The sequence below is a fragment of the Devosia sp. P1_H9 genome (genome assembly GCF_056405135.1).
In genome coordinates this window covers 77,597-93,214 of record NZ_JBFUCQ010000004.1, presented here as the reverse complement: position 1 = coordinate 93,214, position 15,618 = coordinate 77,597, and the positions used below count along the sequence as shown (strand labels likewise).

Annotated in this window: 13 protein-coding genes; 11 read left to right on the top strand and 2 right to left on the bottom strand. The window is 64.3% G+C overall.

Annotation, left to right across the window (positions count from 1 at the left end):
• Window positions 1–365 precede the first annotated feature (365 nt).
• Window positions 366–1,208: a DeoR/GlpR family DNA-binding transcription regulator gene (locus AC1DYL_RS08900; protein ID WP_477172865.1), complete on the bottom strand. Its 843-nt coding sequence runs from the start codon at window positions 1,206–1,208 to the stop codon at window positions 366–368.
• 322 nt (window positions 1,209–1,530) lie between these two features.
• Here AC1DYL_RS08900 and AC1DYL_RS08895 point away from each other — a divergent pair, with 322 nt between their 5' ends.
• The 4 genes from AC1DYL_RS08895 to AC1DYL_RS08880 are packed head-to-tail and all read left to right on the top strand — an operon-like array spanning window position 1,531 to window position 5,758.
• Window positions 1,531–2,283 (top strand): transketolase, encoded by a 753-nt coding sequence (locus AC1DYL_RS08895; protein WP_477173118.1) that lies wholly within the window; start codon window positions 1,531–1,533, stop codon window positions 2,281–2,283.
• Window positions 2,283–3,251, top strand: a complete 969-nt coding sequence (locus AC1DYL_RS08890) for a transketolase family protein (protein ID WP_477172864.1) — start codon at window positions 2,283–2,285, stop codon at window positions 3,249–3,251. Before AC1DYL_RS08895 ends, AC1DYL_RS08890 begins: the two co-directional genes overlap by 1 nt.
• A complete protein-coding gene (locus AC1DYL_RS08885) occupies window positions 3,248–4,726 on the top strand; it encodes an FGGY family carbohydrate kinase (protein WP_477172863.1) in 1,479 nt (492 codons plus the stop codon). Before AC1DYL_RS08890 ends, AC1DYL_RS08885 begins: the two co-directional genes overlap by 4 nt.
• Window positions 4,727–4,777: 51 nt before the next feature.
• Window positions 4,778–5,758 (top strand): TIM barrel protein, encoded by a 981-nt coding sequence (locus AC1DYL_RS08880; RefSeq protein WP_477172862.1) that lies wholly within the window; start codon window positions 4,778–4,780, stop codon window positions 5,756–5,758.
• Between the two features lie 57 nt (window positions 5,759–5,815).
• Here the strand turns inward: AC1DYL_RS08880 and AC1DYL_RS08875 are convergent, their stop codons facing one another.
• Entirely contained in the window at window positions 5,816–6,652 is an 837-nt protein-coding gene (locus AC1DYL_RS08875) for a phytanoyl-CoA dioxygenase family protein (protein WP_477172861.1), read from the bottom strand.
• Window positions 6,653–6,741: 89 nt separating this feature from the next.
• Here AC1DYL_RS08875 and AC1DYL_RS08870 point away from each other — a divergent pair, with 89 nt between their 5' ends.
• From AC1DYL_RS08870 to AC1DYL_RS08840, 7 genes are all read left to right on the top strand, one after another.
• The gene (locus tag AC1DYL_RS08870) at window positions 6,742–7,575 is read left to right on the top strand and encodes an AraC family transcriptional regulator (RefSeq protein WP_477172860.1); all 834 of its coding nucleotides are present in this window, start codon (window positions 6,742–6,744) and stop codon (window positions 7,573–7,575) included.
• A 75-nt stretch (window positions 7,576–7,650) separates the two neighbouring features.
• Window positions 7,651–8,664, top strand: a complete 1,014-nt coding sequence (locus tag AC1DYL_RS08865) for a LacI family DNA-binding transcriptional regulator (RefSeq protein WP_477148123.1) — start codon at window positions 7,651–7,653, stop codon at window positions 8,662–8,664.
• Window positions 8,665–9,041: 377 nt separating this feature from the next.
• Complete coding sequence (locus AC1DYL_RS08860; RefSeq protein WP_477156317.1) at window positions 9,042–9,908, top strand: ABC transporter permease; 867 nt, start codon at window positions 9,042–9,044, stop codon at window positions 9,906–9,908.
• Window positions 9,908–10,870 carry a carbohydrate ABC transporter permease gene (locus AC1DYL_RS08855; RefSeq protein ID WP_477148121.1) on the top strand — a complete coding sequence of 321 codons (963 nt, stop codon included), beginning with the start codon at window positions 9,908–9,910 and terminating at the stop codon, window positions 10,868–10,870. Before AC1DYL_RS08860 ends, AC1DYL_RS08855 begins: the two co-directional genes overlap by 1 nt.
• 77 nt (window positions 10,871–10,947) lie before the next feature.
• On the top strand, window positions 10,948–12,495 hold the full coding sequence (locus tag AC1DYL_RS08850) for a DUF3502 domain-containing protein (protein WP_477172859.1): 1,548 nt from the start codon (window positions 10,948–10,950) through the stop codon (window positions 12,493–12,495).
• 70 nt (window positions 12,496–12,565) lie between these two features.
• Window positions 12,566–13,213, top strand: coding sequence for a YesL family protein (locus AC1DYL_RS08845; RefSeq protein WP_477172858.1), 648 nt, complete (start codon window positions 12,566–12,568; stop codon window positions 13,211–13,213).
• A gap of 13 nt (window positions 13,214–13,226) precedes the next feature.
• Complete coding sequence (locus tag AC1DYL_RS08840; RefSeq protein WP_477172857.1) at window positions 13,227–15,608, top strand: glycoside hydrolase family 2 TIM barrel-domain containing protein; 2,382 nt, start codon at window positions 13,227–13,229, stop codon at window positions 15,606–15,608.
• Window positions 15,609–15,618 lie beyond the last annotated feature (10 nt).

Below are 15,618 nucleotides of genomic sequence, written 5' to 3'. Positions count from 1 at the left end.
TCATTGTCCCGGAGCACCGCCGGCTTCGGCTCGCACGCCCGGATTGAACCTCTTGATGGTCGCCACCGCACAGCCGCAGCCGATCGGCCAGCTGTCGCCGGCCGGCGGACGCCGCCGAAATCGGAGGGCTCTCCACCCACTCCCCATGCGCAAGAGCGCACATCGCAACCAGACGAGTTTTGTCTGTTTCGCTTTGCTTGCGATTTCTGAGGATTACGAACGTATGAGGCGTGAGTCAATGCCGATTGATCGCAAGCAGCGCGAAATGTAGCGGTTTCGGCCGCGGCAAGTGCACACGCAGCCGATATCCGGCGACACGACCGAGTAGGCCGGTTGTCTTCAGGTTATTGTAGTTGCTGTGTGATTTAGCGCGCGACGATCAGTTCGATGCCGCGGCGCTCGAACTCACGGGCGTCTTCGTCGCGGATGCCGTCATCGGTAATAAACGAGTGAATCACGTCCAAAGTGCCAAGACGCGTGAACGAAGTGCGGTTGATCTTGGTCGAATCCGCAACCAGGTAGACGTGCTGAGCTGCCTTGATCATCGCCTGCTTGAGCTGCAGGTCGGCAAAGCTGGGGTAGGTGAGCCCCGCCTCGAGTGACACCCCGGCGGTGGCAAGGAACAGCTTTCCGGCCAGGATATCGCGGAAGTACTCGACCGACTTGTCGCCGCTCAGCGACAGGGTCGGCGCCTTGAACTGGCCACCCGGCATATGCACCGCAAATCCGGGCACCGCGCCCAGGATCAGCGCGATGTTCAGCGCGTTGGTAATGACGGTCAGCTCCTGCCGGTTCAGCAGCCCATGTGCGACCTCGGTCGTCGTCGAGCCGGCGTCGAGGATGATCGTCTCGCCATGGCCGACCAGGGCCGCAGCGCGCACCCCGATCTTGCGCTTTTTGTCCATGTTCTCAAGGTGTTGCAGCGACAGCGTCTCGACCTGCCGAGGCAGGGTCTTGAGATACGCGCCGCCGTGCTCGCGCGAGATGTAGCCATCGGCCTCGAGCCGCTCGAGATCCTGCCGGATCGTCGCCTCGCTGACCTCGAAGGCGCCCGACAGGTCGCGCACGCGGGCGCTGCCCTCTTCCTGCAGCCACTCGAGAATCTTGCGCCGCCGCGGCTCGGCCAGCAGCCCGCTGAGCGTACCGCTCGCCTCCGGGGCGCTGCCGCCTTTGCGGTCCGCCCGCCGGATGGATTTCTGCTCGTTCATGCTCAGCGCCTGCAAAATGCAAATGTGTCTGCTGGGGTGGAAACTACCGTGGCGCCGGACTTTCCCGCAACCGGAACCTCCAGCTTTCCACCTCGAATGGCATCGAGTATATGCCAAACGAAACCATTCGCAAATTTTCGATAGTGACGAGTGGCAAACAATCGGTTAGTTGTCGCTCCAAGAGGCAGGAGGAAGCGGCAACTTCACATTCTGCCGCGTTGAGGAGATAAACGTGACATCCGCCGTGTCTGCCGGTCTGGCAAACGACCCCGTCGCACGCATTGCCGACAAAGCGCTGTGGATTCGCCGGCGCAGTTTCCAGATGGTCTACGAAGCCCAAATGGGGCACCCCGGGGGCGATTTCAGCGCTGCCGACATCCTCGCGACGCTCTACTTCGGCGTCCTGCGCCACGATCCGCGCAACCCGCGCGACCCAGGCCGCGACCGTTTCGTCATGAGCAAAGGCCACTGCACCGGCGCCTTCTACTCGGTGCTCGCCGCGGCGGGCTTTTTCCCCGAGGCCGACCTCTCGACCTACATGGAGCCGCTGTCGAAGCTCAACGGCCACCCCAACCGCAACTACCTGCCCGGGGTCGAAACCAATACCGGCCCACTCGGGCACGGCCTGCCGGTGGCGGCCGGCATCGCCATTGCGGGGCAGATCGACGGCGCCGACTTCCGCACCTTCGTCCTCACCGGCGACGGCGAGCTGCAGGAAGGTAGCAACTGGGAGGCCGGCCTGACGGCGGGGCACCGGAAGCTCGAGAACCTCACGCTGATCATCGATCGCAACCGCCTGCAGCAGGGCGCGCGCACCGAGGACACCGCCACCCTTGACCCGCTCGACGACAAGTGGCGCGCCTTCGGCTGGCACGTGGAGGTGGTCGACGGCCACGACCACCGTGCCCTCTACGATACGCTGAGCGCCTCACCCAAGGGGCGCGGCAAGCCGCTCTGCGTCATCGCCAACACTTTCAAGGGCAAGGGCGTCAGCTTCATGCACGACAACGTCGCCTGGCACCACGGCGTGCCCAACAAGGAACAGTACGAACAAGCCATGCGGGAACTCGCCTGATGAGTGCTGCTGCCCCCATCCCGAGCGGCTGGCACGACTGCCGCGACACCTTTTCGAAGACCGTTGAGGCGTTGGCTGAAGCCGACCCCCGCATCGTCACCGTGGTCAGCGATAGCGTCGGGTCGAGCAAGCTGGTCAATTTCGGCAAGCGCTGGCCCACCCGCATGGTCAATGTCGGCATTGCCGAGCAGACCGTGGTCGCGGTCGGCGCCGGCCTCGCCAATGGCGGCAAGATCCCGTTCGTCTCCGCGGCCTCGTGCTTTCTCACGGCCCGCGCCATGGAGCAGATCAAGGCCGACATCGCCTATTCGAACGTCAACGTTAAGCTGATCGGTCAGTCGAGCGGCGTCGCCTATGGCGAGCTCGGCCCGACCCACCATTCCATCGAGGACATGGCCTGGCTGCGGCTGCTCAACAACCTGACGCTCATCGTCCCCTCCGATCCATGGGAGACCGAGCAGGCGATCCGCGCCGCGGCCTCGCTGGATGGTCCGGTGTTCATCCGCGTCAGCCGCATGCCCGTGCCGGCGCTGCCGCGCCAGAAACCGCATTTCGAGATCGGCAAGGCCGAAGTGCTGCGGGCCGGCGGCGATGTGGCGATCATCGCCAACGGCGTCATGGTGCACCGGGCCCTTGCGGCCGCCGAGGCGCTGGCGGCCGAGGGCATCGCAGCCCGGGTGATCAACATGTCGACGGTCAATCCGCTCGACGAGGCAACCATCCTCGAGGCGGCGAAGACCGGCGCCATCGTCACCGTCGAGGAACACTCGGTCCGCGGCGGGCTGGGCGGCGCGGTCGCCGAGGTCGTCGCCACTAACCAGCCGGTGCCGATGCGCATCCTCGGCTTTCCCGGTTTCGTGCCGACCGGCTCGGCCGACTGGCTGCTCGAGCATTTCAACCTCAATGCCGCCGGCATCGCCGATGCCGCGCGCCAAGTCCTCTCGCGCAACGTGTTGCAGCGCAAATGAGCAACGGCCTGATCCTCGCGATCGATCAGGGCACGACCAACACCAAGGCCCTGGCCTTCGATGCCGAAGGCCGGGTCGTCGCCAGCGCGTCAGTGCCGATGGCGGTGGCTTATCCGCAACCCGGCTGGGCTGAGCAATCTGCCATCGACATCTGGAACAGCGTTCGCGCGGTGATCGCCGAGGTCGTTGCAACGACCGGACCGGATATGGATGCGCTGGCGCTTTCCAACCAGCGCGAGACCATCGTCGTCTGGGACGCGAGGACGGGCGCGCCGATCGCCCCCGCCATCCTCTGGCAATGCCGGCGTTCGGCGCCGTACTGCGCCACGATACGTGAAGCGGGCCATGCCCGCCTGATCGAGGACCGGACCGGCCTCGGTCTCGATCCGCTGTTCCCGGCCGCCAAGATCGCCTGGATCCTCGACCATGTCCCCGGCGCCCGCGACGCCGCCGAAGCCGGCCAGCTGCGGGCCGGCACCGTCGATTCCTGGCTGCTGTGGAACCTCACCGGCGGCGAGCACGCCACCGACCATTCCAACGCCTCGCGCACGCAGCTGTTCAACACCGAAGCGCTGGCCTGGGACCCAGAACTCGGCTGCATCTTCAACGTCCCGCTGGCGCTGCTGCCAAAGGTCCGCCCATCCGACAGCGCCTTCGGCACTGTGGCGGCCGGCGTCTCGGCCCTCACAGCCGGCACGCCTGTTCATGCCATGGTTGGCGATTCCCATGCCGCGCTTTACGGCCACGGCGTGCGCGAACCAGGTACGGTGAAAGCCACATACGGCACCGGCTCATCGCTGATGACCCTCACCACCGGCCGCATCGCCAGCCGCAGCGGTCTCTCCTCGACCATCGCCTGGAGCACCTCGGCCGGCGTTGCCTATGCGCTTGAGGGCAACATCTCGGTATCGGGGCAGGCGGTAGCCTTCATGGGCAGCCTGCTCGGCATTGTCGATCCGGCAGCGGTCGCCGAACTCGCGGCCACGGTGCCCAACAGCAACGGCGTCGTCTTCGTGCCAGCGCTGGTCGGGCTCGGCGCGCCGTACTGGGAGCCGGAGGCGCGCGGCATCGTTTCGGGCCTCGCACTCGGCACCACGCCCGCACACCTCGCCCGCGCCGCGGTGGAATCGATCGCCTTCCAGGTCGCCGATGTCTTTTCTGCCATGGAGACCGATCTCGGCCAGCGTCTGACGCGCCTCTCGGCTGACGGCGGCGCGGCGCGCAACGACATGCTGATGCAGTTCCAGGCCGATCTCATCGATCGCCCGGTTCTGCGCGGCAACCTGCCGGAAGTCAGCGCCGCCGGTGCCGCCATGCTTGCCGCGGCCGGCCTCGGCCGCAACTCGGCGCGCCCCACGACACAGCAGCGCGAGTTCAAGCCGGCCATGTCCGACGCAGATCGGGCCGCGCTGACGGGCGCCTGGCTCGCCGGTGTCGGCCGGGTCCTGCAATCGGACCGTGCCACCGGAAACTGAAATCAAGCGTCGGCTCACATAGGCCGGCCAAAGCAAAAGGGAGAAGACCTCATGAGCAAGCTGCGCTTCGGAGCCGGCATCTGGCACTTCGCGACCTATGTCGATCGCTACGCCACCGATGGCTATGGCGTGCCGCGCAGCGTCATCGACGCGATCGATCTCGCCGGCAAGGTGCGCGACCTCAGCGTCGTCGACATCAACTACCCGTTCTTCGGCGGCGAGTTCAGCAACGACCAGGTCAAGGCGGCGCTCGAGCGCAACAAGCTCAGCGTCATCGGCATCACCCCGGAGATCTACACCCGCGAGTTCGCCAAGGGCGCCTTCACCAACCCGGATCCCGGCGTTCGCCAGCGGGCACATGAACTCATCACCGAAGCAGCCCAGGTGGTCCGGGACTTCAAGGCGGACTACGTCAAGCTATGGCCGGGCCAGGACGGCTGGGACTATCCGTTCCAGGTCGATCACGGCACGCTTTGGAAGAACTCGCTCGACGGCGTCGGCCGGCTGGCCAGCGAGAACCCGGACCTGAAATTCGTCATCGAGTACAAGCCGCGCGAACCGCGTGTGCACATGAGCTTCGACTCGCTTGCGCGCACCCTGCTCGGCATCGAGAAGATCGGCCTGCCGAATGTCGGCATCCTGCTCGATTTCGGCCACGCCATCTTCGGCGGCGAGTCGGCCGCCGACTCCGCGCAAATGGCCATCGACTACGGCCGGCTGTTCGGCATGGACGTGAACGACAATTACCGCTCCTGGGACGATGACCTCGTCGCCGGCAGCCTCCATCCGATCGAGCTGTTCGAGTTCTTCCACGTGCTGCGCAAGAACAAGTGGGACGGCGTCTGGCAGCTCGACCAGTTCCCCTTCCGCGAGGACAGCGTAGCGACCGCCGACCACGCGATCGACTTCCTCAAGGCCGTCGACCGGGGCCTCGATGCCCTCGACCTGACGGCCTTGCGCAAGGCCCAGGACAACCACGACGCGATCACCGCGTTGCGCCTGGCGCAGAAGGCCCTGTTCGGATCGTTCTGATGCGTCCTTGACGACCCAGTTAGTGGCGCCCCCTGTCGTGGGCGCCATTGACATCAATCAGTGCGGGCCAGCCGGGAGGTCCTGCGTTGTGCCACACGGGCCGCCGTCCATATTGACCGCAATCTCCTGCCTCTCGCCGTCAAAGCTCAGCGCCTCGTAATAGTGGCTCATCTCCACCGTGCTGGCCGGGATGTAGTGAAAGATGAGCGAGCGGCGGAAGCGATCGGCGCTGGTGTTTGGCGTCGATCCGTGGATGACACTGCCGTTGAAGAACAGCACATCTCCGGCCTTGAGCCGCATCATCCGAGGTTCGAGCCCCGGCGGCGGCTCGACATGCTCGGCCGTGAAGAAAAGCGCGGGATCGGCTCTCTCGGGGCAGGCGATGTCGAGTGTCGCGGTTTGCGGCACGCACATCATGCCGCCATTGCCTTCGTCCGCGTCGTCGACGGCGACCCAGGCGGCCATGCAGGTTCCCGGCTTCACGCGGAGATAGAAGTTGTCCTGGTGCAGATCCTGCCCGCGCGCTCCCGGTGGCTTGAAGTAGAACATCGACTGGCAGGCGAACGGCTCCTCGCCGAACAGCTCCGCGAGTATTGGTCGCAACCGCGCGTCACGCATGTAGCGCGTCGCCAGCGGCCCGACCGGCTTATCCAGATGCTTATGCGGATGCATCATCCGCGGATAGAACGCGAGTGGATCGCTCGACAGAGGCGGCGCCCCGTCGCGCGCCTTCGGCGTATCGGAGAGACCGGCCACCGGCCCATCCTTGGCGGTCTGCATGAACGTCTCGCGGATTTCGTCGATCTCGCCCGCGCTGAACAGGCCGCGCATCGCGAGGAAACCGTCGCGTTCAAACTGGGCGCGTTGAGCGTTCGAAAGCTGCATCGTGTTCATGCTGACCTCTCCCTGATGTGCCAGCAAGGATAGCGCCATCAGGCCGCTTGCCCATGGAACATCGTGTCCAAGGCATATAATATCCTGCTATGACAAGGATCGAAGCATCACGTCCGTCATCCGTTCTCGAACTCCTGACCGGACACTTCCATGAAGGATCGGGCTATCGCATCGTCCGCCGTGATGGTGTCGGCGACTGGCTGCTCATCGCTACAGTCGGCGGCAAGGGCCGCTTCGGCCATGCCGAGGGCGAGCTTGTCGTCGAAGCGGGGGATTGGGTGCTCATCCGCCCCGGCACACCGCATGACTATGGCGTCGAAGCTTCGTTGAAGCAGTGGGAGCTGCTCTGGGCCCATTTCCAGCCGCGTGCGCACTGGCTGCCATGGCTCAACTGGCCGGCGGTCGCGCCGGGTCTCATGAAGCTCGCTATTCGCGACGGCAGCACGATGGACCGCTTCAGCGAGGTCCACCGCCTTTTCACCGGCGATCTCCGGCGACGCGAGGCCTTCGCCATGAATGCACTCGAGGCCTTGCTCCTCGAGTGCGACCGCCAGAACCCGCTGGCCGCCACCACCGGCTATGACGATCGCATCCGCCGGGCGATGGACTTCCTTGAACGCAACCTGGGCCGGAAGACCACGCTCGCCGATATCGCCCGCGCGGTCGGCCTCTCTGCTTCACGGCTTGCGCACCTGTTTCGCGAGCAAACCGGCCAGACACCGCAGCAGTACCTCGAAGCTCTCCGGATGCAGCGCGCGATCGAACTGCTGCAGAGGACCGGATTCAGCGTCAAGCAGATCGCCGACACCGTCGGTTTCGATAGCCAGTTCTATTTTTCCCAGCGCTTCAAGGCGCGGACGAAGCAGAGTCCAAGCAGCTTCCGTGCCGCTGCGTCGCCTTCCGGACAGGGTCCCGCCCGCTGACCTTCTTGTTCTTTGCCGCTTGCCTAGGCCCGCTCTTCTTGCCTAAGCAAGACTCTGTGTTGGTGCGGAGCAGTCGTGGTCACGCTCAAGGAAATCGCGAAGGCCGTGGGCGTCTCGTCGGCGACGGTGTCGCGCGTGCTCAATTTCGACCAGACGCTTTCGGTGACTGCCAAGACGAGGCAGGCGATCATCGAAACCGCCGAGGCGATGAAATATGAGACGCCCCGGGCGCGCAATCGCGCCTATCAGCAGGGGCTAAGCAAAGTCGCTCTGGTGCACTACCTCAGGCCCGAGCAGGAGCTTGTCGATCCCTACTATGTCGGGCTGCGCCTGGGGATCGAGAGCCGCTGCCACGCCCTCAAGATCGAGACCATCAAGGTCTATCACACCGACAGGCTGCCGGAGGCCTCGCTGCTGCGGGGTGCCTCCGGGATCATTGCCATCGGCCGGCACGACGAGAGCGAGATTGCCTGGCTTAGACAGCACAACCGCAATCTGGTCTTTGCCGATTTCAGCCCACCGACCGACGAATTCGATTCCGTCGAATCGGACCTGATGCTCGCGACCAGGAAGCTCCTGCAATCGTTGTCGCGGGCAGGATACCGCAGAATCGCGTTCGCCGGGTGGGTCGATGTCTACGACGGCCTTGCGCCCACTCAGCCGGAGCGGCGGTGTCGCGCCTACATGCAGTGGGCAAAGGAAGCCGGCGTCTTCGACGAGCGCATCTGTATGACCGGGAGCAAGACGGAAGAGAGCGGCTACGAGCTGACGCGCAAGATTCTGTCGGAGAGGGACCGGCCGGACGCGCTCATCACCGCCAACGACAACATGGCGGTTGGCGCCTACCGTGCCATCCACGAGATGGGCCTCAGCATTCCCGACGACATTGCAGTCGCCAGCTTCAACGACATCTCGGTCGCCCAGTTCATGAGCCCGCCGCTCACCACCGTGCACCTCCCCGCCGAGGAGATTGGCGAGAGCGCGGTCGAGCTCCTGCTCGAGCGGATAGGTGGGCGCGAGCTGCCCAAGCGCGTCACGCTCGCCACCAGTTTGCGCTGGCGCGGCAGCACCCGGGCCCTGCCTTCCTGACACCGAACTAAATATTTACTGAAAACTTGCGCACCGCACCTGCCGCCGCTAACAATGTCTCAGCGGCGAGGGAAGAGGCCGCTCGGTGTGGAGGACATCATGATGCATTTTTCGACCCCGCATGGGCCGAGGCGCTTGGCGTTGCTGGCTCTTCGCTGAGCCCATCCTGGCGTTTCGATAACGTCGTCGACTTCGCCGGCTGGCTTCGGGCGCACCGAAGCGCTGCTGGCATCGACGGTCAGTCCTAGCCCCAGTGGCAGTGCGTCCTGAAGGACGCCGCACTGGCGGCAGAGAGGGGGAAGATGTCGGGAACGGATACGCCCTTGCGGCGAAAGTCCCTGCTAAGGCAACTCGCAGACAGCAAGATCCTCTTGCTCATGTGCGTTCCAGCGGTCGTATTCTTCGTCATCTTCAACTACTGCCCGCTCCCCGGAGCGTGGATCGCATTCACGAACTTCAACTACCGCGACGGGATCTTCGGCAGCCCGTTCGTCGGGTTCAAGAACTTCGAATTCCTCATCAAATCCGGGCAGCTCTGGATGCTGACGCGGAACACGATCCTCTACAACCTCGCCTTCATCGTGTTCGGCAACATCCTGCAGATCGCCATCGCGATCATGCTCAACGAGATCCGGTCGACCTTCTTCAAGAAGATCAGCCAGGCGGCGATGTTCCTGCCGTTCTTCATCTCGGCCGTGCTCGTCGGCGTCATTGCCTTCAACCTCCTCAACTACGACACCGGCGCGCTGAACGCCCTGATCAAGCAGACGGGCGGCGACCCGATCAAGATCTACAGCGTCGCTGGCGCGTGGCCGCTCATCATCATCATGGTGCACCTGTGGCAGTCGACCGGCTACGGCTCGATCGTCTACTTCGCAGCGATCATGGGCATCGACCGAAGCCTCTACGAGGCGGCCACGGTCGACGGCGCCTCCGCCTGGCAGCGCATCCGCTACGTGACGCTGCCGAGCCTCAAGCCGACCTTCATCATCCTGGTGCTGTTCTCGCTGGGCAGCATCATGCACGGCAATTTCGGGCTGTTCTGGAACCTGATCGGCAACAACGCCTCGCTGTTCAAGATGACCGACATCATCGAGACCTCGGTCTACCGGATGGTGCTGTCGCAGAACAACTTCACCACGTCCACGGCCGTCGGCCTCTACCAGTCGCTGTTCGGTTTCGCTCTCGTCATGACCGCGAACTGGATCGTGCGCAGGATCAACAAGGACTACGCGCTGTTCTGATGACCGATCAAGCCAGCAACGACAGCATCATCGTGGGGTCAGAGGGCGTCGGTATCGGGCCGGCGAAACCTCGGGCGATCAAGCTCGACAGTAGCGACTACGTGCTCCAGACGATCTCCTACGTCACGATCACACTGTTCGCGCTGTTCTGCCTCGTGCCATTCGTCCTGATCGTTTCGGCCTCGTTCTCGACCGAGTCGACGATCATGAAGACCGGCTTCGGCCTGTTGCCGAAGGACTTCACCTTCGCGGCCTACGAGTGGATCTTCAAGGCGCCCCGGCAGATCATCGGCTCGTATGTCGTCACCATCACGATGACCGTGTTCGGCACGGCGATCGGCCTCTTCGTCATCGCGATGACGGGATACGCGCTCAACCGGAAGGACTTCCCCTTCCGCAACCACATCTCGTTCTTCATCTACTTCACGACGCTGTTCTCGGCCGGCCTTGCGCCGACCTTCCTGTGGATCGCGCGCGATCTCGGCCTCCGTGGCAACTACCTCGCGGTCTTCCTGCAGCTGCTGATGAGCCCCTGGCTCATCATCCTGATGAAGAGCTTCATGCGAACCGTGCCCTACGAGATCATCGAATCCGGCAAGGTCGACGGCGCCGGCGATTTCCGGATTTTCGCGCAGTTGTGCCTGCCGATGATGAAGCCGGCGCTGGCGACGATCGGCCTCTTCCTCGCGCTCAGCTACTGGAACGAGTGGTACCTGTCGTCGCTCTATCTGGGCAGCACGGTCGAGTTCAAACCGCTGCAGTACCACCTCTACAACGTCATCAACACGGCCAACGCACTGAAGAACTCGGTGGCCGGCTCCAATGTCAGTGTCACCGACCTGCCCAGCAACACCCTGAAGATGGCGAGCGCCGTCGTGGCCATCGGCCCGATCCTGCTGCTCTACCCCTTCATCCAGAAATACTTCGTCAGCGGCATCACCATCGGCGCAGTGAAGGGATGACCGCCTGACCAAGTTACGCGGCCGAGGGAACTGACCGCGAAAGACGCAAAGCAACGAATTCAGAGGAGGAGCCTGAAATGAAAAGAAGGAATGTCGTACGGGTCGGGGCGGCGCTGCTGGCCCTCGGCATCTGCGCGCCGGCGCTGACGGCGAGCGTGCTTGCCCAGGATGCGCCCACCGAAATCACCATGCTGACCATGGGTAACAAGCCCACCAACGGCCGCATGGAGGCGATGCTCGAAAAGCTCAACGAGCTGCTGGTGAAGAAGGCCAACGCCAAGCTCGACATGTTCTTCGTCGAATGGGCCGACTGGCAGACGCAGTACAACGTGCAGCTGCTCTCGGGCGACGACAATGTCGACCTCATCGGCACCGCGACCGACTGGCTCTATGCGTGGGAGAATTCGGAGAAGGGCGCGTTCCTGCCACTTTCACCCGAGATGCTCCAGGCCAATGCCCCCAAGACCTGGGCACAGGTCGACGCCGATGGCCACTGGGACCTCACCAAGCTCGCCGACGGCAACATCTACTTCATGCCCGAGGACAACTATACCCAGTACACCAACCACGGTTTCTTCTACCGCGGCGACTGGGCCAAGGAAGCCGGCTTCGAGAACGGCGAGATCACCAAGTTCGAGGACTTCACCAAGTATTTCGAGTGGGTGAAGGCCAACAAGCCCGACGCCTATCCGTGGGACGTCGCGCGCGCCAACGAGGCGGCCCTGACCGGCTACATCCAGGGCCACACCGACTTCCAGACCCTCCAGGGAATCAGCGCCGGCAATTACGCCCCGTTCCACACCAAGGCGTCGGACCCCTACACTGTCACCTCATGGTACATGGAGGGCGACGCCCTGATCGAAGCGGCCAACATCGCCAAGAAGTGGAACGAGATCGGCGTCTGGCGCGAGGACGCGTTGAACTTCGATGGCGAGCCGCGTGAGCTCTTTTATGCCGGCCTCTCGGGCGCCGACCAGCACCACACGCAGACGTTCGTCAACGACATCGTCTACAACATGAACACCAAGCAGCCTGGCTCCGACCCGAAATTCTTCTACTGGGGCAAGGAGAACGGCAACTTCTTCAAGGACATCTTCACGCACGGCGCCATGGCGGTCAGTGCGTACTCCAAGAACCCGGAGAAGGCTCTTCAGGTCTATGACCTGATCCGCAACGACAAAGAGATCTACATGCTGTTCAACTACGGCATCGAGGGGGTCGACTACACCATCAACGCCGACGGTGTGCTGGAACGCCCGGCGGACTGGGACTCCTCGACGATGGCTCTCGGCACCGACTATTGGTGGGGCCGCACGGACGAATTCGAGCCGAAGCTGGCCACGCAGGCGCCTAACAAGGACGCTATCATTGCTGAACTTGCCGCCACAGCGAAGGACTACCCGTATTCGACGCTGCTCATCAACAAGCAGAACATCGATCCGACGCTCGCGGCGATGGCCGGTGTGCTCTCCGAGTACATCCCGCAGCTGCAATACGGCAAGTTCGACGATCCCGCCGCGGCTGTCGCCGAGATGCGCCAGAAGCTGATGGACGCCGGCTACGAAGACGCGCGCGCCTCCATCCAAGCCGACATGGACGCCTGGAAGGCGGCCCGCGGCCTCTAGGCGCCTGACCAGAGGCCGGACGGTATGCGCTAGCGCGCAGGCCCGCCCGGCCTTCTCGGAGGATAGACGAGTGGACAGCTTGTTTTCGGCGGACTCCGCACTCATGCGCGGCCTGACCAGGCTCGCCGACGTGATCATCCTCAACCTGCTGTTCATCGCCACCTCGATCCCGGTCGTGACGCTGGGCGCCTCGCTGACCGCCCTGAACTTCACCGCCATGCGGATCGGTACCGGCGAGTGCAACTCCGTCACGGGCGACTATTTCCGCTCGTTCCGGCGCAACTTCCGTCAGGCAACCGTAATCGGGCTGGTGCTCGCGCTCCTCATAGGCGTGCTCGCCGCTTGGTACGTCGTCGTCACCAACCTCGCCTTCGGTGCCATGACTGAGCTGGTGCTGCTGGCAATCTGGTACGTGCTCGCCTTCACCCTCGCGGCGGCGGCGCTCTTCGTGTTCCCGTATCTCGCGAACTTCGAAGGCCGCACGCGCGACGTGCTCCGCAACGCAAGGCTGCTGTCGTGGAAGCATCCGCTGACGGCACTGGCCGCGCTGGCGCTCATCGCGCTCTGCGCCACGATCACGGTCTTCTACCCGCAGGTGACCGGGTACGGCCTCTTCTGGCTCCTGGTCGGCTTCGCCGGCATCGCCGTGGTCAACGGCTTCCTCTTCACCCGCATCTTCAGCAAGTACATCGCCGCGCAGCGGGCCGATCAGACATAAGGGCCGACGCCTCATGCATAAATTCGAGATCCGCCAGTGGCAGTTCACCCTCGCGGACCAGCCCGACGCGTGGGCCAAGGGGTTCGACGACTCCACCTGGCGTAAACTCACCGTGCCGCACGACTGGAGCGTCGAGCACGAGTTCTCGCCATCCCATTCGAGCGGTACTGGCTACCTGCCGGGTGGTATCGGCTGGTACCGGGCGCATGTCTCGCTGCGCGAGGTCGGCGATTTCGCCGGCAAACACGTCCGGCTGGTGTTCCACGGCGTCTACAAGAACGCCCGGGTCTGGGTGAACGGCTACAATGTCGGCGGCCGGCCCTCGGGCTATGCCCGGTTCTCGTTCGATTTGACCGAGATCCTCTCCTACGCCAACAGCGACGACCTCGTCGTGAGCGTCCGGGTCGAGCACACCGACATCTCGGATTCCCGCTGGTACAACGGCACCGGCATCAACCGCCGGGTCGAGCTTGAAGTGCATGAGGCCGTGCGGGTTGCCGAATACGGCACCGCCTTTACCACCGTCGCCGCGGATACCTCCAAGGCCACCGTCCGGGTCGCCCAGTCGCTCTGCAACGACACTTCCGCGGCCGTGACGGTAGGCGTGCGGCACGAGCTACGGTCGCTGACCACCGATCGGGTGCACGCATTCACCGCGCAGGCCAGGGTGCCTGCCGAAGGATCGTCCGACGTCGACGTCACGGGTGAGGTTCCACAGCCGGAGCTTTGGAGCGACACAAGTCCGGGCCTCTATCGTCTCACCACCACGCTGACCTGGCCGAATGGGAGCGCCACCTACGAGGAAACGGTCGGCATCCGCACCTTCCGCTTCGACGCCGACCACGGTTTCTTCATCAACGGCGAACCACGGAAGCTCAAGGGCGTGTGTCTGCACGAGGATGCCGGTCCGTTTGGCACGGCGGTGCCCACCGAGGTCTGGCTGCGCCGGCTGCTGACGCTCAAGCACATGGGCTGCAACGGCGTGCGCATGGCCCACAATTCCCACGCGCCGGAACTCTACGGGCTCTGCGACGCGCTCGGCTTCTTCGTCATCGATGAAGCGTTCGACGAGTGGGAAAACCCCAAGAACAAGTGGTGGCAGGGTCACAACGTCTATCCGCCGCGCCACCAGGGCTACGCCAACGACTTCCACGAATGGCACGAGCGCGACCTGGTCAACATGGTCGACGTCCATCGCAACCATCCCTCGATCATCGCCTGGAGCATCGGCAACGAGATCGACTACCCTAACGATCCCTACGCCAGTGCCAGGTTCGAGGCGATGACGGGTAACAACGACGCCAACAAGTCGGCCAAGCAACGCGCCTACGACCCAAATCGGCCCGACGCCCGGCGCCTCGCGACGATCGCGCGCCGGCTCACCGACATCGTCAAGCGGAAGGATCCGACGCGCCCAGTGACGGTCGGCTCGGCCTTCCCGGAACTCTCCCGCCATACCGGCTTCCTCGAGCCGCTGGACCTCGTGGGCTACAACTACAAGGAACACCTGTACGAGGCGGATCACCGCCAGTTCCCCAACCAGCCGATGCTCGGCAGCGAGAACTGGCACCGTTACTCCGACTGGCTGGCGGTCGTCCGTAACGACTACATCGCTGGCCAGTTCCTGTGGACCGGCATCGACTACCTGGGGGAGACGGGCGGGTGGCCCTGGCATGGCTCCACTGCGGGCCTGCTGACGGTCGCAGGCTTCGGCAAGCACACTTTCCACCTCCGCCGCAGTTGGTGGTCCGACGAGCCCATGGCCTACATCGTGACCCGTCCGCATGAAGGGCAGGCAGAGCAGCAGAACCTCTGGTCGCACCCAGCCCTGTCGCGCCTCTGGGACGGCACTGCCGGGCCAGCCGTCGAGGTCCTCTGCTTCAGCAACGGAGAACCCAGACTGACCTGCGGGGGCGTGGAGCTTCCGCTCACCCGCAACGAGGAGAACGGCTACTGGGTCGCCGTAACCGAGCCGCGCCCCTTCCCCCTGCTGCTCGAGACACGCCGCGACGGCGAGGTTGTCGCCACGGACGAGCTCGGGCCGCGGGGCGATGCGGTCAGGCTCGAGGCCATCGCATGGCAGGCACCTGCCGACGCCGAGCGCCGCTGCACTGATGCCGGCCTCACGCCCGAGGGCATCATTCAGATCGAGTGCACGCTCCGCGACGAGCGCGGCGAAGTGGCGCGCGGCGAGAAGGTCGTGACGGCCGAAATGGACGGCGGTGCGCTGCTGGGGCTCGAGAACGGCGATCTCAGCGACAGCACCCCGTACGCCGCGCAGCATCGGCAAACGCTGGACGGCCGGATCATCGTGTTCGTCCGGCCCAGCGGCCGAGCAACTCTGCGACTGAGCGCTCCGGGCATCCCGGACGTTCGGGTGGAGTGCGGGACCTAAGCAGGCCGGG